Source organism: Novosphingobium sp., assembly GCF_965214355.1.
GTDB lineage: Bacteria > Pseudomonadota > Alphaproteobacteria > Sphingomonadales > Sphingomonadaceae > Novosphingobium.
This window is the reverse complement of record NZ_CBDCBI010000002.1, coordinates 3,565,018-3,582,500: the sequence shown is the minus strand read 5'-3', so window position 1 is coordinate 3,582,500 and position 17,483 is coordinate 3,565,018. Positions and strand designations below refer to the sequence as shown.

The window sequence follows — 17,483 nt, the reverse complement described above, 5'->3', positions numbered from 1 at the left end:
GGCGACTGAGTTCGATGAATTAGACCCGAAACCCGGTGATCTAGGCATGACCAGGCTGAAGGTGCGGTAACACGCACTGGAGGGCCGAACCGTTGAATGTTGAAAAATTCTCGGATGAGTTGTGTTTAGGGGTGAAAGGCCAATCAAACCGGGAAATAGCTGGTTCTCCGCGAAATCTATTGAGGTAGAGCGTCGGACGTATACCGTTGGGGGTAGAGCACTGGATGGATGCGGGGGTCGCGAGATCTACCAACTCTAACCAAACTCCGAATACCAACGAGATTTATCCGGCAGACAGACGGCGGGTGCTAAGGTCCGTCGTCAAAAGGGAAACAGCCCTAACCTACAGCTAAGGTCCCCAAGTCGTGTCTAAGTGGGAAAGCATGTGGGAATCCCATAACAACCAGGATGTTGGCTTAGAAGCAGCCATCATTTAAAGAAAGCGTAACAGCTCACTGGTCTAATCAAGGGTTCCTGCGGCGAAGATGTAACGGGGCTAAAGACACGCACCGAAGCTTAGGGTTGGACACTAGTTGTCCAGCGGTAGCGGAGCGTTCCGTAGGCCAGAGAAGCGGGAGGGTAACCGACCGTGGAGGTATCGGAAGTGCGAATGCTGACATGAGTAGCGATAAAGAGGGTGAGATGCCCTCTCGCCGAAAGACCAAGGGTTCCTGCTTAAAGCTAATCTGAGCAGGGTGAGCCGGCCCCTAAGACGAGCCCGAAGGGGGTAGTCGATGGGAACCACGTTAATATTCGTGGGCCTGGAGATGAGTGACGGATCATGGTTATTGTCAGACCTTATTGGATTGGTCTGGCCTTGAAGTGGTTCCAGGAAATAGCCTCTCCATATAGACCGTACCCGAAACCGACACAGGTGGTCAGGTAGAGTATACCAAGGCGCTTGAGAGAAGTATCCTGAAGGAACTCGGCAAATTGCCTCCGTACCTTCGGAAGAAGGAGGCCCTGTCTATGCGCAAGCACTGGCAGGGGGCACAGGCCAGGGGGTAGCGACTGTTTAGCAAAAACACAGGACTCTGCTAAGTCGGCTTCAAGACGACGTATAGGGTCTGACGCCTGCCCGGTGCCGGAAGGTTAAGAGGAGGAGTGCAAGCTCCGAATTGAAGCCCCGGTAAACGGCGGCCGTAACTATAACGGTCCTAAGGTAGCGAAATTCCTTGTCGGGTAAGTTCCGACCTGCACGAATGGCGTAACGACTTCCCCACTGTCTCCAGGATATGCTCAGCGAAATTGAATTCTCCGTGAAGATGCGGAGTACCCGCGGTTAGACGGAAAGACCCCGTGCACCTTTACTGCAGCTTCAGAGTGGCATTAGGAAAGAATTGTGTAGCATAGGTGGGAGGCTTTGAAGCATCGGCGCCAGCTGATGTGGAGCCATAGGTGAAATACCACCCTGTTGTTTTCTGATGTCTAACCCAGGACCGTTAGCCGGTTCGGGGACCCTCTGTGGCGGGTAGTTTGACTGGGGCGGTCGCCTCCTAAAGAGTAACGGAGGCGCGCGATGGTAGGCTCAGGACGGTTGGAAACCGTCTGTTAGAGTGCAATGGCATAAGCCTGCCTGACTGCGAGACTGACGAGTCGAGCAGAGACGAAAGTCGGTCATAGTGATCCGGTGGTCCCTCGTGGAAGGGCCATCGCTCAACGGATAAAAGGTACGCCGGGGATAACAGGCTGATGATTCCCAAGAGCTCATATCGACGGAATCGTTTGGCACCTCGATGTCGGCTCATCACATCCTGGGGCTGGAGCAGGTCCCAAGGGTTTGGCTGTTCGCCAATTAAAGTGGTACGTGAGCTGGGTTCAGAACGTCGCGAGACAGTTTGGTCCCTATCTGCCGTGGGCGTCGATACTTGAGAGGAGTTGTCCCTAGTACGAGAGGACCGGGATGAACATGCCTCTGGTGTACCTGTCGTTCCGCCAGGAGCGCAGCAGGGTAGCTATGCATGGACGGGATAACCGCTGAAAGCATCTAAGCGGGAAGCCTCCCTCGAGATAAGGTATCATAGAGCCGTGGTAGACCACCACGTTGATAGGCCGGGTGTGGAAGTGCGGTAACGCATGAAGCTAACCGGTCCTAATAGCTCTGTTCATGCTTGAGAATTCCACCATCAATATCAGCCCTGCCCAACAGCAGGCCAGGTAAAGGCGGGCGGTAATCAAGCCAGACGCCAAACACAAAACATACACACGCGCATCGATTAAAAACCCCCACACATCAAAACGTCGGCATCATTGCTTGGTGACCATAGCGTCTGTGACCCACCCGATCCCTTCTCGAACTCGGCCGTGAAACCAGTCCGCGCCAATGGTACTAACGCTCAAGCGTTGGAAGAGTAGGTCGTCGCCAGGCATTGTCGCCGACGTTCTGATGCAAAGTGGGGGTTACACCCATTCACAACGCTTGCCGCTTAGAGGCAAAAAGAGACCCCGCCTTGGCGGGGTCATTTTGCGTTCAAAAGACTTGTGAAAACTGCGTCAGCCATCGCGCTTATTACGGCCCGCGCTTGCACCGAGCAGTGCAGGATTCATCGCGGTAGCAGCGCTTTGGCAAACCCGTCCCACGCAGTATCGTAATCGCCCTGCAACAGCGGCGTTTCCATCGCCCACCGCGTCGGGCGCAGCACCTGCCTGCTCTCGATCATGAAGGCCATCGTGTCGGCAATCCGGTGCGGCACGAGATCGGCGGCGACCGCCCGGTCATACGTCGCCCGGTCAGGACCATGGCCGTTCATCTGGTTATGCAGTGAGCCACCGCCCGGTGCAAACCCGCCCGCCTTGGCGTCGTAGACACCTTCGATCAGACCCATGTATTCGCTCATCACATTGCGATGAAACCACGGTGGCCGGAATGTCGCGTCGGCAACCATCCACCGCGGCGGAAAGATCACGAAATCGGCATGGGCGGTCCCGGGCGTATCCGACGGGCTGGTCAGCACGGTGAATATCGACGGATCGGGATGGTCGAAACTGACGGTGTTGATCGTGTTGAAGCGCCGCAGATCATAGCGATAGGGCGCCAGATTGCCGTGCCAGGCCACCACATCGAACGGCGAATGATCGAGTGTGGTCGACCACAACCCGCCCTGGAATTTCTGGATGAGCTCACTCGGACGATCCCCGTCTTCGAACCAGGCAACCGGAGTTTCGAAATCGCGCGGATTGGCCAGGCCGTTGGCGCCGATCGGGCCAAGATCGGGCAGACGGAATGGCGCGCCATAATTTTCGCAGACATAGCCGCGTGACGGGCCATCAAGATCGACACGAAACCTGACGCCACGCGGGATCACCGCAATCTGTAACGGCGCGACCATCATCCGCCCGAATTCTGTCGTGATGTCGAGCGTGCCCTGTTGCGGCACGATCAGCATTTCGCCGTCGGCAGAAAAGAACGCGCGGTTGCCCATCGACACCCCCGCCGAATACGCATGCACCGCGCAACCGAAGCCGGCCGCGACATCGCCATTGCCACACACGGTGATCATCCCGTCGACGAAATCGGCCTGTGCCGCCACCGGCAACGGGTCCCAGCGCAACCGGTTCGGGCTCGGCAAGCTGTCATTAAACGGCGCGGACCGTAACAACGATGCACCGGCATACGGTGCGAACGGCGGATGCGACGCCGCCGGCCGCATCCGGTAAAGCCAGCTGCGCCGATTTTCCGCGCGCGGCGCGGTAAACGCTGTCCCGGAAAACTGTTCTGCATACAGGCCGAACGGCACGGCCTGCGGACTGTTGCGCCCGATCGGCAGCGCGCCCGCGACCGCTTCGGTGGAAAAATGATTGCCAAAGCCGGTCATCATCATTTCATGCCACTCCGGCCGGAAGCATAAGCCTGCGTGCCCCGGTGTACCACGCGGTCGGTATCGAGTATGTCGGCCACGTTCAGATCGGGCAGCGTTGCCAGCGATTGATACAGCGGCGCGAAATCGGTCTCGATCGTCTGACGCAAGAGGTCTTCGAAACTGTCGATCACGAAATAGACCTGCTGAAAATCGTCGATGATATAGCGCGTGCGCATCACTCGGCCAAGATCGAACCTGATCCGATGGGGCGACGGGTCGGCCAGCGCAAACTGCGTCTCGCTATGCGATGAGACAATGCCTGCGCCATATGTCTGCAGCGTGTCGCCGGCGCGGATCAGCCCGAATTCGACCGTATACCAATACAATCGCGCCAGCCGGTCGATCGCGCCAAGACTGCTCGCCCGTTGCGCCCCGCGTCCCCACGCCTGCATGTAATCGGCAAATACCGGGTTCGCGAGCAGCGGGACATGACCGAAGACATCATGGAAAACATCGGGCTGCTCGATGTAGTCGATCTGGTCCGGCGTCCGGATAAAGCGGCCGGCGACGAACCGGCGGTTTGCCAGGTGATCGAAAAACACGTCGTCGGGCACCAGGCCGGGTACTGCGACAACGGTCCATCCGGTCGCCGTCTGCAAACGCGCGTTGAGCTCGGCAAAATCGGGGATGCCCGGTTTCGACAGGCGCAGAATGTCGAGACCCTGGAGAAACGCCGGCGCCACGCGCCCGGGCAATATCGCCGATTGTCGCGCAAACAGGCGGTCCCACAGCGCATGTTCGGCGTCGCTATAGCGCTGCCAATCCTGCGGGATCGTCCAGTCGTCTGCCGCAAAAAGCGGTTTTTCGATCGCAGCATCGCTCATCGAATACATATCCCACACAATTGGCATAATTGCCTTTCAAATTGTGAGGTGGAGCGCATGATCGTGAAACACACAGCGCGGAACTGGCGAAAATATGAACGTGATAGCTCAAATGGATGCGCTCGACCGGCGAATCGTGGCGCTGTTGCAAAACGACGGTTCGCTCAGCCATGCCGAGCTGGGCGAACGGGTCGGTGCGTCGGCAGCCTCGTGCTGGCGCCGGGTGCGCAATCTGGAGCAGCAGGGCGTGTTGCGGGCGACTGTGCGCCTGGTCGATCCCGACAGGATCGGGCGCGGCGTCAATGTGTTCTGCAATGTGCGCGCCAAAAGCCATGCGCGCGACGTGCGAGGCCCGTTCGAGGATTTTATCCGGAGCCGGCCCGAAGTCATCGAATGTTTTTCGATGTCGGGCGATTGGGATTATCTGTTGCGGATCGCGGTGGCAGATGTGGCCGATTACGAAGCGTTCCTGATGCAGACTTTGCTCGAGCATCCCGCGGTAGGCTCGGCGTCATCGCATTTCGCGCTGTCGATGACGAAATACACGACGTCGCTGCCGGTGTAACCCTCTCCTCAAGGGGAGCGCGACGCAGGCAATGCCGGGCGCAACCCGATCGCCGGTGGCTTTTGCCAGGGGGGCGTGCATAGTACCGCAAGGCCGGCACGCGCCGGCAAGGGGGATCATTCATGCCACAGGCTTTTTCCGGATTCGGGTTCGTCCTGGGGTTGATTGCGATCGTGCTGGCGCTGAAAAGTTTTGGCATCAATCAGGAATATCAACGCGGCGTGGTGTTCCGTCTGGGCCGGCTGATGGAAACCAAAGGCCCGGGCTGGTTCTGGCTGATCCCGCTGATCGAGCGAGTGGTCAAAATCGATATGCGCGTGATCACTTTTGCCCTCGCGACACAGGAAACGGTGACGCGCGACGGCGTTGCGGTCAAGATCAACGCCGTCCTGTGGTTCCGCGCGGTCGATGCCGCCAAGGTCGTGACCACGGTGGTGGATTGGACAAGCGCGGTGGTCCAGGCGGCCGAAACCGGGCTGCGCGATGCGATCGGCCAGAGCGAGCTGGATCTTATCCTGAAGGATCGCACCTCGATCAACGCCCGCTTGCTCGAAATCCTGGGCAAAACCGTACAGCAATGGGGCGTGACGGTCGATGCGGTCGAGATCAAGGACCTCGACATCCCGGAACAGATGCAACGCGCGATTGCGCGCGAAGCCGAAGCCATCCGCGAAAAACGCGCGCGGATCATCAAGGCCGAAGGGGAAAAGGACGCGTCGGTCACCCTGGCGCAAGCCGCGCGCATCATTGGCGAGGTGCCCGGCGCGCTTGAATTGCGGCGCTTGCAGACGTTGAGCGAGATCGGGGTCGAGCACAATTCCACGATCGTCGCGATGTTTCCGACCGAATTGCTTGAAGCGGCCAAGCGTATCGCGACGGTTTGAGCGCGTCCGCCGCGCACTCAGCCGGATATCACGGACAGTTGATAAATTGGGATATTACGTACTCCTGACGTCTGTTGTTAACCAATTGCGGCGTACCCGGGACCCTTGCGGGCGCACAGGAGATTCGCCGTGAGTTTCATGGGACGCGTATCCGGACCCTCCACGTCAGACCGATCGGCAAATTTCTGTCAGGGTTGCCGCGACGGTGCCCGCCTGCCGTTTGCCTTCACGATGGCGTTTCAGCCGATCGTCGATGTCGCAGCCAGGCGCGTCTGGGCCTATGAAGCACTCGTGCGCGGCACGGCGGGCGAAGGGGCGGGCGCCATCCTCAACATGGTCGACCAGACGGCGATCTATGCGTTCGACCAGGCGTGCCGGATCAAGGCCGTCGAACTGGCCGGCCGTATTTTTCCCCGCGACGACGACACCCGGCTGTCGATCAATTTCATGCCCAATGCGGTGTACGAACCCGACGCCTGCATCCGCGCAACGCTGACAGCGGCCAGGCGCGCCGATTTCCGACTTGATCGCCTGATGTTCGAATTCACCGAAAACGAAGAAATGCGCGACACCGCGCACGTGCGCACCATCATCGAAGCGTACCGCCGACGCGGTTTCACCACCGCGATCGATGATTTTGGCGCCGGCTATGCGGGTCTGGGCCTGCTGTCCGAACTGCGCCCCGACGTGCTGAAGATCGACATGGCGCTGATCCGCGACATCGACGAAAGCACGACCAAGCGCGCGATCGTCCGCGCGGTGGTCGCCATGGCCGCCGAACTGCACATCGACGTCATCGCCGAAGGCATCGAGACTGCGGGCGAACTGGCCACATTGCGTGGCCTGGGCATCCGGCTGTACCAGGGCTTTCTTCTGGCGAGGCCCGCCGTCGAGGCATTGCCTGAGATCAACTGGTAAAGCTGTGTGCTGCGCGCGAAGAATTCCCGCGCGCGGGACCGGAATCGGCTCCGTCACGGTGGTGCAGAGGTAACGCCGCAAGCTCTAGCGGTAAACCACACCCGTCAGATCTTCCGAAGCGCTCCATAGCTTCGACGCGACATCGCGATCAAGCGCCTGCGGCTCCGCTTTCGCAAGGCCGGGCGGACCTCTCATTTCCATCCAACCTTGCGGTCCGATATACTCGCCGCCCGCCAGGTTCGGCGCGGTTGCGGCGTTGATCTGCGGCAAGGCGCCGTCCGCTGCCGAATGCCCGATCACGCCGATGACCGTTCGGCTGAGCCAGGCCACAAGCGGGTTGGGGGCCATGCCATTGGCGATAATGTCGGTGGTGGCAACGCCGGGGTGGGCGGCGACGCTGGTCAGGCCCCAGCCGTGCGCCTTGCTGCGACGGTCGAGCTCGAACGCGAACATCAGCATCGCGAGCTTGGTCTGCGCGTAGACCTGGAAGGGCTTGTAGCCGCGTTCGGCGTTCAGGTTGTCGAGCCGGATCGTGCCCCGGCGGTGCGCGATGCTCGACAGTTGCACGACGCGGGCTTGGCCTGCGCGCAGCAGCGGGAGCAGGCGACCGGTCAGGGCAAAATGCGACAGGTAATTGGTGCCGACCTGCATCTCGAAGCCATCGGGGGTGAGCATGCGCTTGGGCAGCGCCATGATGCCGGCATTGTTGACCAGGATGTCGATCGGCCGGGCCGCCGCCAGCATTGCGTCGCTGAACGCGGCGACCGCGGCGAGGCTGGCGAGATCGATCGTTTCGAACCGGATATTGGCCTGCGGATGGCGCGCACGGATTTGCGCCTCGGCTGCGCGGCCTTTGCCCGGGTTGCGGCCGGCGAGGATGACTTCGGCACCGGCGCCCGCCAGGGCCATCGCGGTTTCCAGCCCCAGACCGCCGGTTGCGCCGGTAACCACGGCCAGCTTGCCCGATTGATCGGGGATATCGCGCAGGGTCCACGATGTCATGTCCGCACTCCTTTGCACCGCCGCCAGGCGCGGCGCCGGAGAGGCGCACCGTGCACGCAAAAGCCGCAAACGGATAGGTTGCGACTGACGGTTATGGAAAAGAATGGTGCCCGGGGACGGGATCGAACCGCCGACACCGTGATTTTCAGTCACGTGCTCTACCAACTGAGCTACCCGGGCATCGCGTACTTGCGCGTAGCCCGGAGGCGGCGCGGTCGCGGTGGAAGCGGGCGTATGGCGAAGCGCGCGAGGCTTGTCCAGCCCCCACGTGACAGATTAGTTGCCGTCTTCGTCGCCGTCGGGGCGGTCGGCGGGTGGGCCGGGGATGGTGTAGCCTTCGTCGAGCCAACGGAGCAGGTCGCGGTCGCGGCATCTGGGCGAGCAGAACGGGGTGAATTCGGCCGAGCGGGGCTTGCCGCAGATCGGGCAGGCGCGGGGGCGTTCGGCCAGGGGTTCGGGAGATTGCGTCATGATGTCGTGGCCTGCGCGAAACCGGCGTGGAGGGCAAGCGTGTTGCGCGGATCCTTGCGGACCAGGCGGCCGGTGCGGCGGGCAAGTTCAGCCTCCAGCGGCGGGGCAATCGCCGCCAGCACGGCGGGATGCGCGACAAGCATCAACGTGCCGGGTTCGGCCACGCGTTCGGCCTGGCGCAGCAGCGCGTGGGCGGCGGCGCGGGCGGGATGGAACGCCAGGCGCGCGACCAGCGAGGCGCGTTCCAGGCGGGTGATCAGCTGGACGAAGCCGAAGCCGTTCATGCCGGTGCGTTCGCCGTGCCAGCCGGTGGCGGATAGCGCGGCATCCAGGGCGAGATCTATCGCCTGGCGGTCTGCACGCGTGTCCTGGCCAGGGAAGTCGATACCGACCGATCCGGCGATGTCGAGCCGCGCCAGCGTCCTGGCGATGGCCGGAACCGACGCCAGCGCGAGCGGGAGCAGCGGCGGTGGGCCGTCGATGTCGATCAGCGTCATCGCGGGCGTCGGGCTGATCGTCAGGCGGCCGCCGGGAAAATCGATTGCGCCGGTTTGGGCCTGTTCGATCAGGTCGTCCCAGCCGGCCTCGTCAAAGCTGCGGTCGAGACCGCCCAGAATGCGCACCGGGCTGTCGGTCTGCGCCAAGGTTTCGGCGAGCGATGGCGCGGGGGCGGGCGCGGGGGCGGGGGCGGGGGCGGCAACGCCGGCAGCCCGGCATTGCGCGAGTTTGAACCGGCCCTGTTCGGCCAGCGCCGCGCGGGTGATCCGCACCATCAGCGTGGCGCCGTGGGTTACATCGGCGGGCAGCGCGTCGATCGTGGCGGTGGTGCCATCGGGCAAATGGACTGCGCCGCGTTTCGATCCGGGATAGCGATGATCGAGTTGCGCAACGCTGACCGCGCCGGCGCGCCAGGGTTCGCGCCAGCACACCCGCGCAGCAACGATGGTGCCGTGGTCGACAAGGATCGCGCGATCTTCGCCGATCCCCGGTTCGACGAGCCATTCAGGCAAGGCGCATGCCCGCGGCCAGCAGCAGGCGGCGCGTTTCGTACAGCGGCAGGCCGACGACGCCCGAATGGCTGCCCGCAATCCACGCGCAGAACCCTTCGGCGCTCCCTTGGATCGCATAGCCGCCGGCTTTGCCATGCCATTCGCCGCCGGCGATATAGGCGTCGATTTCCTGGTGCGTCAGGCGTTTGAAACGGACGATCGTTTCGCTTAAGCCCTCGCGCAGCGTGCCGTCGGGCGTGATGACTGCGATCGCCGAAAATACGCGGTGGCGGCGGCCCGACAGCAAGGTCAGGCAACGGTGCGCGGTCGCTTCGTCTTCCGCCTTGGGCAGGATGCGCGCACCCAGGCCGACGACGGTATCGCCCGCCAGGATCAGCGCATCGGGGCGCAATGCCGCGGCCGCGCGCGCCTTTTCGGCGGCCAGGCGCACTGCGTGCGGGCGCGGTTGTTCGGCCTTGCGCGGGGTTTCATCGATATCGGCGGGCGCAACGGCATCGGGAATGATACCGATGCGCGCGAGCAGTTCGCGGCGACGCGGGCTGGCCGAAGCCAGCACCAGCGGCGGCACGTTGGCAGTCGCAGCGTTCAAAGGCTCAGAACGAACCGGGACCGCCACGGCCGGGCATGAAGCGATAGGTGATACGGCCCTTGGTCAGGTCGTAGGGGGTGAGTTCGACCAGCACTTCGTCGCCGACGAGCACGCGGATGCGGTTCTTGCGCATCTTGCCCGCCGTGTGGCCGAGGATTTCGTGGTCGTTTTCGAGCTTTACGCGGAACATCGCATTGGGCAGCAGTTCGACCACCGTCCCGCGCATTTCGAGGAGTTCTTCTTTCGCCATTGGCGGTTCGCACACCCTTGTTGTGTTTTGGATTGGGCGGCGCGTGTGGCCGTCCGCAAAAAAATAGGAGACAAATTCGGTTCGATGCGATGGTACAATTACGCCCCGCGCGTGGCGCCCATAGCTGATAGGTTGGGAAAAGAAAAGCCCGGTGCAATATCGGGCGTGCCCCGGCTGGGGCGAACGCAAGCGATACAGCGCGGATTAATCGTCTGACCGCCAGACGACACAATGTTACCAATTCGCCGTTGCCGAATGCCGGGCATTTCGCAAGGGCGGTTGGCGCAATTCGCCCCGTGGGGCCATGATCTGGATCGCCATGCCCTCCGCTGCCTTGCTGTTTCCCGTCATAGCCGTCGGTGCCATTTTTGGCGCGCCCTTCGCTCTGGCGCAGCAAGCCGATCCGGCACCGCCAGTGGTGAACGTGCCCGCGCCGGCCGCACCGGCTGCACCGGCCGTAACGACAGGCGAAATCTCCGTCACCGGTGAAAAGATCGAGAAAGCCAATGCGCAAGGGCTCGACCAAAAGGGCGATATCCTGGTCGTCGCGCACCGTATCAAGGGCCAGGTCGACGCGGTTCAGCCGCCGATCGCGACGCTTGATGAGGAAGACATCGCCTCGTACGGCGTGTCTTCGATCGAGGAACTGGTTGCAGCGCTGGTGCCGGAAACCGGCACCGGGCGTGGGCGTGGCTCTGGCGGGCCGGTATTTTTGCTGAACGGCATGCGCGTGTCGAATTTTCGCGAGATCAGGGGCTTGCCGCCCGAGGCGATCCGGCGCGTCGAAATCCTGCCCGAGGAAGTCGCGCTGAAATTCGGATTCCGGCCCGATCAGCGCGTCGTCAATTTCATCCTCAAGGACGAATTCCACAGCGTTTTCGATGAGGCATCGGTCAGCGCACCGACGCGCGGCGGGTATACCGCGCTGATGGACGAGGGCACTGCGGTGCGCATCGACCACGGCGCGCGGATCAATGTGACCGGCACCTATACGCGCCAGGACCCGGAGAGCGAGGCCGCGCGCAATATCATCCAGACCATGCCCACGCTGCCGGGGCAGCCCGATCCTGCCGATTTCCGCAGTTTGTCGCCAGGATCCAGCACCGCCGTGCTGAACGCCACGGTGGCGCGGCCGCTGGGCGGGGGCGCCGGGCTGACGATCAACGGGTTGATCGAGCGCGATTCGAGCGATGCGCTGAACGGGATCAGCCCGACCGATAGCGATCGGGCGCTCCTGTCATCGGGCCGCACCACCACCGGATCGATCGGGCTGGGGCTGAACAAGCCACTGGGGGCGTGGCTGTTGTCGGCCACGCTCGATGGCAGCCATGTGTATTCCTCCAGCGCGACCGATCGGGCGATGGCGACGATTCCCGAAATCGCCGACACCACCACCGATACCTATACCTCGCTGATCACGCTGAGCGGATCACCCGCGCATTGGGCTGCGGGCGATATCGGGCTGACGGTAAAGACCGGCTATGTCTGGTCGGCACTCGCGGGCAACGATTCGCGCACCGGGACCGACACGCATATGTTGCGCGGCAATGCGCAAATCGGGTTCAGCCTGGATATCCCGATCGCCAGCCGCAAGAACCATGTGCTGGAGGCGCTGGGCGATCTGTCGGCCAATCTGAATGTCGAGGCGCACAAGCTGTCCGACTTTGGCAATCTGATCGATATCGGCGGCGGAATTACGTGGAAGCCCACGACCCGCTGGGCGCTTTCGGCGAGCTATATCGGCACCGAAATCGCGCCGACGCTGGGCCAGCTGGCCGCGCCCGATATCGCGACGCCGGACGTGTCGCTGTATGATTTCGTGCGCGGGGAAACGGTGCTGGCCACGGTGATTTCGGGCGGCAATCCCGCGTTGTTGCGCGAAAGCCAGCACGATCTGAAATTTGCGAGCAACTGGACGCTGCCGTTCGGCGCGGACAACGACACGCTGGTCGTCGAATATTTCCGCAACCATTCGGACAATCCGACCAGCGCATTTCCGCTGCTGACCTCTGCTGTGCAAACCGCGTTTGCAGGGCGCATCAAATACAACGCCGACGATCAGATTGCGGTGATCGACGAAACGCCGGTCACTTTGGCCATGACACGCAGTTCGCGGGTGCGCACATCGCTCAATCTGGGGGGCAATTTCGGCAAGCCCGATCCGGCGATGGCGCAGCGACGCGGCGGCATGCGCGGGTTTGGCGGGGGTGGCGGCGGTTTTGGTCATGGCGGCGGCGGCGGGGGTCCCGGTGGCGGTGGCCCCGGCGGCGGACACGGCGGTGGCGGTGGCGGACCACCGCCATCGGATGGACGCGGGCGGTGGAATGTGTCGCTCAGCTACAGCTATGAAATCTACAACACTGCGCAACTGGTGCCTGGCGGGCCGGTGCTGAACCAGCTGGGCGGCGACGCGGTGACCGGTACGGGTGTGGCACGCCAGACGGTCAATCTGGATGCAGGCGGGGCCTATCGCGGTTTTGGCGTGCGGCTGGCGGGCGCTTATGCCAGTCCGACGCATATCAGTGCCAGCGGTGTGCCGGGCGACCTGCCGCTCGATTTCGGATCGCTGGCGACGCTCAATGTGCGGTTGTTCATGGATCTTGGGCGTATGCCGGGGGTGGTTAAAAAGGTACCGTTCCTGAAGGGTTCGCGGCTGTCGCTGGCAGTGAACAATGTGTTCGACGGACAGCAGAAAGTGGTCGATTCCACAGGCGCTACGCCGTTGCGGTATCAGGCGGGGTATATCGATCCCGTCGGGCGGTTGATCAAGCTGGAGCTGCGGAAGCAGTTTTAGGTTCGCACAATGTGATGCTAAATCGATTGGGGGGCCTACACTGGTCGCCCCTGCACGAAGTCGCGCGCGTTGCGGCGCTGGCGGTCCATCTCGATCGCGGTGAAATGATCGTGAATCCCGCGCAGGCGGACGAGATCGTCCCGGGTCACCGGCTCTTCGAAACACAGCCCGAAATGGACGCCGCTGTGCCACACGACCGTGCCGAACGCTTCGATCCCGTTGAACATCAGCACCGCGCTGTCGCCGATCGGCGGCGCATCGCGGCCGATCGACACGCTGGCGCCGGTTAGCGACAGGTCGTCGACCAGGCACTGCTCGTGGCCGCTGACCAGGATGACTTTGCCCGGCAGCGCCAGGCGCACGCGTGCTGCCTGGCGGCGGCCGGCGCCGCGACTCTGGTGGACAAAGGGGATTGCTTGCAACGCCATGCGCCGGCGCTACGCCGGTTGCGGTTAAATGCGCCGATCCGGGGGGATCCGGTCAAATGCGTAGCGGCGACTATGGCCATTCGGGCGGCGAGCGCCTATCTGAAGCAGCCCATGGCCCGTACCCCTCCCCCTGCCGCATCCGATCCGCCCGCCGGCCGCACCCCCGCCGGATCGATGGATTCCCCGCACGGGGCGGAACGCTTCAATGAAGACAAGGCGCGCTATGCGTTGCGCGGTGCGGACCAGCCCGATCTCGATGGCGGGGTTGCGGTCATCCGCGAGGTTGTTGCCACGCTGAAACCGTCGCCGGGCGTCTATCGCATGATCGATGCGCGCGGCGATGTGCTGTATGTCGGCAAGGCGCGCGCGCTGAAGAACCGTGTCGCCAACTACGTTCAGGTCGATCGCCTGCCCAACCGTTTGCGCCGCATGGTCAGCCTGACACGCACGATGACGATCGTCACGACGAATTCGGAAGCCGAGGCGTTGCTGCTGGAGGCGCAGCTGATCAAGCGCTATCGACCGGCCTACAATGTGCTGTTGCGCGACGACAAATCGTTTCCGTTCATTCTGTTGCGCAGCGATCACACATTTCCGCGGATCATGAAGCATCGCGGGGCGCGGCGGGCCAAGGGCAATTATTACGGGCCATTCGCCAGCGCGGGATCGGTCAATGTGACGATCAACGCGTTGCAGAAACTGTTTCTGCTGCGCAGTTGCAACGACGGCTTTTTCGCGCGGCGCGACCGGCCGTGCCTGCTGTACCAGATCAAGCGGTGCAGCGCGCCCTGCGTCGACCGGATCACGCCCGGAGATTATGGTGAGCTCGTGCGCCAGGCAAAGGATTTCCTTGGCGGCAAATCGGGCGCGGTGCAAAAGGAAATCGAGGTGCAGATGGCCGCCGCGGCGCAGGCGCTCGATTTCGAGCGCGCCGCAATGATGCGCGACCGGCTGCGCGCAGCGACGTTCATCCAGGGCAGCCAGGCGATCAATGCCGAGGGTGTAGGCAATGCCGATGTCTTCGCGATCGCGGTCAAGGGCGGGCACGTCGCGGTCCAGGCGTTTTTCATTCGCGGCGGGCAGAACTGGGGCCACCGTGCGTTTTTCCCCAGCCATACCGAAGGCCATGACGAGGCCGAAGTGATGACCCAGTTCATGGCGCAGTTCTATCAGGACGTGCCGCCGCCGCGTTTGATCCTGATCGATCGCGAATTGCCCGATGGCGATCTTCTGGCCGAAGCACTGGCGGGTGCGGCCGGTGGCAAAGTCGAGATTTCGGTACCGCAGCGCGGCGATCGCCGCCGGCTGATGGAACAGGCGCAGCGCAATGCGAACGAAGCGCTGGACCGGCGCATGGCGGAAACCGGGACCAAGGCGAAGATCTTTCGCGAAATGGCCGAGTTTCTGGAACTTGGCGATGTGCCGGACCGGATCGAGATTTACGACAACAGCCATATCATGGGGACCAATGCGGTCGGCGCGATGGTCGTGGCCGGGCCCGAAGGCTTTCGCAAGGGGCACTATCGCAAGTTCAATATCAAGCGCCCCGAAACCGAGCCGGGCGACGATTTCGGCATGATGCGCGAAGTGATGGGCCGGCGGTTTGCACGCGCGCAGGAAGAAGACCCCGACCGCGATCGCGGCGTCTGGCCCGATCTGGTGCTGATCGACGGCGGCAAGGGGCAGATGACGGCCGTGCGCGAAACGCTGGAGGAGCTGGGGATCGAGGATGTCGCGCTGATCGCGGTGTCGAAAGGCCCCGATCGCAATGCCGGGCGCGAACATTTCCATTTTCCCGACGGGCGCGAAAAACTGCTGCCTTTGAATTCGCAGCTGCTGTTCCATCTTCAGGTCCTGCGCGACGAGGCGCATCGCTTTGCGATCGGCGCGCATCGCGCGAAACGCAGCCGCGCGATCACCGCCAGTCCGCTCGATGACATTCCCGGCATCGGCCCGGCGCGCAAACGCGCGTTGCTGCTGCATTTCGGCACGGCGGGAAAAGTGCGGGCGGCCAGCCTGGACGACCTGCAACGCGCGCCGGGCGTCAGCGAGACGGTGGCGCAGACGATCTACGACTTTTACCACCCGGCGGGATAGCCGGCGCGTCACACGCCATTGCCGGACAGCACAATTGGCCCCGGTTCGGAGCGGGTTTGGCATGCGCCACGATGACCCGCCCGATATATCCGATCAGTGGCGGAACAATTTATTAATCGGTAACCGAAATCCGTAAAACGCGCGTTACCATGGTTCGATAGACCTTGTTTGCAGGGATGGATCGGCCGTGGGGCGGGCGATCACAGGCATGGTTACGGCGCCAGATTGTGTCGGCGCCTCTTTCGGGGGCATGTGAAATGCTGGGCAAATTTTCGGGTAAAGACAAATCGTTTTCGGGTGCGCTTGCCATGGGCTTTGGCGGGGTGTTGCTCGTGATCGGGGCCGCCGGTGCAGCCCAGGCGCAAGTCGGGGCCCAAGTTGGAGCAGGGGGCGTTTCAACCGGGGTCGGCACGCCGTTCGAACTGGCATTCTGGCAATCGATCGACAGCAGCAACGACCCGTCGCTTTACGATGCCTATCTCGCGCATTTCCCCAACGGGACATTCAGCGATATTGCCCATGCCAAGATCATCAGCCTGCGCGGCCGTGTTTCGGCGCCGGCGACACCCGCGTTGACCGTGCCGATCGCGCCGCAGTTACAGCCGGTTGCCGCGTCGCCCGATGCGACCGCCGTGCGCGTGATGCAGCCCGCGGTTCCGGTGGTTCAACCCATTGCCGCGCCGGCGCCGGTTGTCGGGCCGATTGCGCCGCCCAGCCAGGTCGCCGTGGCCCCTGCTGTCGCGACCACAGCGCCGCCGGCAGGAACGCTTGGCCAGTTGCTCGCCGCGCTGGCGGTCAGCCAGTCGAATGACGCCGGCGGCGGTGCAGCGCCCCAGCAGGCGGTGCTTCAATCGGCCAACCTGGTCAGCGGCCCGGCCCAGATGGCAAGCGCGCCTGCCCCGATGGCGCCGCATCCGACCGCTGTCAGCTTTGCCATGCCCGCGCAACCGGCGTTGTCACCGGTGCCGGCCGTGGCGTTCCCGGCCAGTTTCTGTTCGGCCGAACAGCGCAATGCGTTTCATGACCAGGTCTATGCGCCGTCTGTCGGCACCGCGAAGCACAACAACGAGGCGGCCGCCGCCTATCTGCGCCAGTTGCAGGCGCTGTACGATCAGTACCAGACGAGCCGCGACCCCGACACGATGAACGCAATCGTCGTCGCGGCGCGCCAATACGAGCAAGTCGCCCAGACCACGTATTCGATGCAGGCGTCGCTGGTCCGCCAGTTCGGCACGCTGATGGCGGTGCCGGTCGTGGCCTGCGCGCAGCCGGCGCAGCCCACCGCCGCATTGCTCGTGAAATGACCGCGATGCGTTCGGCCGCGCTCGGCATCGCGGGCCTCGCGCTCGTAATGGGTGGATCGGCGCAGGCGGCGTGCATCGATCCGCCGGTGCTGGGCGCGGCGCGGCTCCACGAATTTGAAACGATGATGATGGACGCATCGCTGCGGTGCAACCGGATCGGCGTGGCCATGCAGACGCATTACGACAGCATGGTCGTCGCGCACCGTGTAAAATTCGAGGAGGCGGCGCACAAGTTGCAGCATTACTTCGCGCTCGCTGCGGAGAAAGAGGCGCAACATGGCGGCGCGTTCGACCGCTATGCCACGCTGATCGCCAATCGCTATGGCGGCGGCAACACCAGTCTCGACACATGCCGCGTGCTCGATGGCATCGTGCATGAAATCGCGATCGCCACCGATGACGGACGCGTTCTGGGTGCGGTGGCGCAGGCGATGATCGAACACCCGCTGCTGGAACGCGCGACGTGCGTGGCCAAGCCCTGAATGGG

Annotated in this window: 15 protein-coding genes, 1 tRNA gene and 2 rRNA genes (1 of these 18 running past the window's edge); 9 read left to right on the top strand and 9 right to left on the bottom strand. The window is 63.0% G+C overall.

Annotated elements, in window-relative coordinates; all coding sequences use genetic code 11:
• Together ACOOE2_RS16485 and rrf are read left to right on the top strand one after the other, a co-directional pair.
• Nucleotides 1–2,116 (top strand): 23S ribosomal RNA (locus ACOOE2_RS16485) (it extends 678 nt beyond the left edge of the window).
• Nucleotides 2,117–2,253: 137 nt separating this feature from the next.
• Nucleotides 2,254–2,368, top strand: a 5S ribosomal RNA gene (gene rrf / locus ACOOE2_RS16480).
• Between the two features lie 175 nt (nucleotides 2,369–2,543).
• Here the strand turns inward: rrf and hmgA are convergent.
• Together hmgA and phhA are read right to left on the bottom strand one after the other, a co-directional pair.
• The gene (gene hmgA / locus ACOOE2_RS16475) at nucleotides 2,544–3,815 is read right to left on the bottom strand and encodes a homogentisate 1,2-dioxygenase (protein ID WP_420384077.1); all 1,272 of its coding nucleotides are present in this window, start codon (nucleotides 3,813–3,815) and stop codon (nucleotides 2,544–2,546) included.
• A gap of 2 nt (nucleotides 3,816–3,817) precedes the next feature.
• Nucleotides 3,818–4,684 (bottom strand): phenylalanine 4-monooxygenase, encoded by an 867-nt coding sequence (phhA, locus tag ACOOE2_RS16470; RefSeq protein ID WP_420384076.1) that lies wholly within the window; start codon nucleotides 4,682–4,684, stop codon nucleotides 3,818–3,820.
• 94 nt (nucleotides 4,685–4,778) lie between these two features.
• On the opposite strand from phhA, the gene ACOOE2_RS16465 reads away from it, so the two are divergent.
• The 3 genes from ACOOE2_RS16465 (at nucleotide 4,779) to ACOOE2_RS16455 (ending at nucleotide 7,051) form a co-directional block, all read left to right on the top strand.
• On the top strand, nucleotides 4,779–5,249 hold the full coding sequence (locus tag ACOOE2_RS16465; RefSeq protein ID WP_420384075.1) for an Lrp/AsnC family transcriptional regulator: 471 nt from the start codon (nucleotides 4,779–4,781) through the stop codon (nucleotides 5,247–5,249).
• Between the two features lie 122 nt (nucleotides 5,250–5,371).
• The gene (locus ACOOE2_RS16460) at nucleotides 5,372–6,133 is read left to right on the top strand and encodes an SPFH domain-containing protein (protein WP_420384074.1); all 762 of its coding nucleotides are present in this window, start codon (nucleotides 5,372–5,374) and stop codon (nucleotides 6,131–6,133) included.
• A 231-nt stretch (nucleotides 6,134–6,364) separates the two neighbouring features.
• Nucleotides 6,365–7,051 (top strand): EAL domain-containing protein, encoded by a 687-nt coding sequence (locus ACOOE2_RS16455; protein ID WP_420384629.1) that lies wholly within the window; start codon nucleotides 6,365–6,367, stop codon nucleotides 7,049–7,051.
• An 84-nt stretch (nucleotides 7,052–7,135) separates the two neighbouring features.
• Here the strand turns inward: ACOOE2_RS16455 and ACOOE2_RS16450 are convergent, their stop codons facing one another.
• The 6 genes from ACOOE2_RS16450 to infA form a co-directional block, all read right to left on the bottom strand.
• A complete protein-coding gene (locus tag ACOOE2_RS16450) occupies nucleotides 7,136–8,053 on the bottom strand; it encodes an SDR family oxidoreductase (protein ID WP_420384073.1) in 918 nt (305 codons plus the stop codon).
• A gap of 104 nt (nucleotides 8,054–8,157) precedes the next feature.
• A tRNA-Phe gene (locus tag ACOOE2_RS16445) sits at nucleotides 8,158–8,233 on the bottom strand.
• A 96-nt stretch (nucleotides 8,234–8,329) separates the two neighbouring features.
• A complete protein-coding gene (locus ACOOE2_RS16440; RefSeq protein ID WP_420384072.1) occupies nucleotides 8,330–8,524 on the bottom strand; it encodes a DNA gyrase inhibitor YacG in 195 nt (64 codons plus the stop codon).
• Nucleotides 8,521–9,534 carry a ribonuclease gene (locus ACOOE2_RS16435; RefSeq protein ID WP_420384071.1) on the bottom strand — a complete coding sequence of 338 codons (1,014 nt, stop codon included), beginning with the start codon at nucleotides 9,532–9,534 and terminating at the stop codon, nucleotides 8,521–8,523. Before ACOOE2_RS16435 ends, ACOOE2_RS16440 begins: the two co-directional genes overlap by 4 nt.
• Entirely contained in the window at nucleotides 9,527–10,123 is a 597-nt protein-coding gene (locus tag ACOOE2_RS16430) for a Maf family protein (protein ID WP_420384070.1), read from the bottom strand. The genes ACOOE2_RS16435 and ACOOE2_RS16430 overlap by 8 nt, the downstream gene beginning before the upstream one ends.
• Nucleotides 10,124–10,127: 4 nt before the next feature.
• A complete protein-coding gene (gene infA / locus ACOOE2_RS16425) occupies nucleotides 10,128–10,373 on the bottom strand; it encodes a translation initiation factor IF-1 (protein WP_420384069.1) in 246 nt (81 codons plus the stop codon).
• A gap of 319 nt (nucleotides 10,374–10,692) precedes the next feature.
• On the opposite strand from infA, the gene ACOOE2_RS16420 reads away from it, so the two are divergent.
• A complete protein-coding gene (locus tag ACOOE2_RS16420; RefSeq protein ID WP_420384068.1) occupies nucleotides 10,693–13,167 on the top strand; it encodes a TonB-dependent receptor in 2,475 nt (824 codons plus the stop codon).
• Nucleotides 13,168–13,202: 35 nt separating this feature from the next.
• Here the strand turns inward: ACOOE2_RS16420 and ACOOE2_RS16415 are convergent, their stop codons facing one another.
• The gene (locus tag ACOOE2_RS16415; RefSeq protein WP_420384067.1) at nucleotides 13,203–13,595 is read right to left on the bottom strand and encodes a PilZ domain-containing protein; all 393 of its coding nucleotides are present in this window, start codon (nucleotides 13,593–13,595) and stop codon (nucleotides 13,203–13,205) included.
• Between the two features lie 174 nt (nucleotides 13,596–13,769).
• On the opposite strand from ACOOE2_RS16415, the gene uvrC reads away from it, so the two are divergent.
• The 3 genes from uvrC (at nucleotide 13,770) to ACOOE2_RS16400 (ending at nucleotide 17,478) form a co-directional block, all read left to right on the top strand.
• Nucleotides 13,770–15,692 (top strand): excinuclease ABC subunit UvrC, encoded by a 1,923-nt coding sequence (gene uvrC / locus ACOOE2_RS16410; RefSeq protein ID WP_420384628.1) that lies wholly within the window; start codon nucleotides 13,770–13,772, stop codon nucleotides 15,690–15,692.
• 257 nt (nucleotides 15,693–15,949) lie between these two features.
• Nucleotides 15,950–16,996, top strand: coding sequence for a hypothetical protein (locus ACOOE2_RS16405; protein ID WP_420384066.1), 1,047 nt, complete (start codon nucleotides 15,950–15,952; stop codon nucleotides 16,994–16,996).
• On the top strand, nucleotides 16,993–17,478 hold the full coding sequence (locus tag ACOOE2_RS16400) for a hypothetical protein (protein WP_420384065.1): 486 nt from the start codon (nucleotides 16,993–16,995) through the stop codon (nucleotides 17,476–17,478). Before ACOOE2_RS16405 ends, ACOOE2_RS16400 begins: the two co-directional genes overlap by 4 nt.
• Nucleotides 17,479–17,483: the final 5 nt, after the last annotated feature.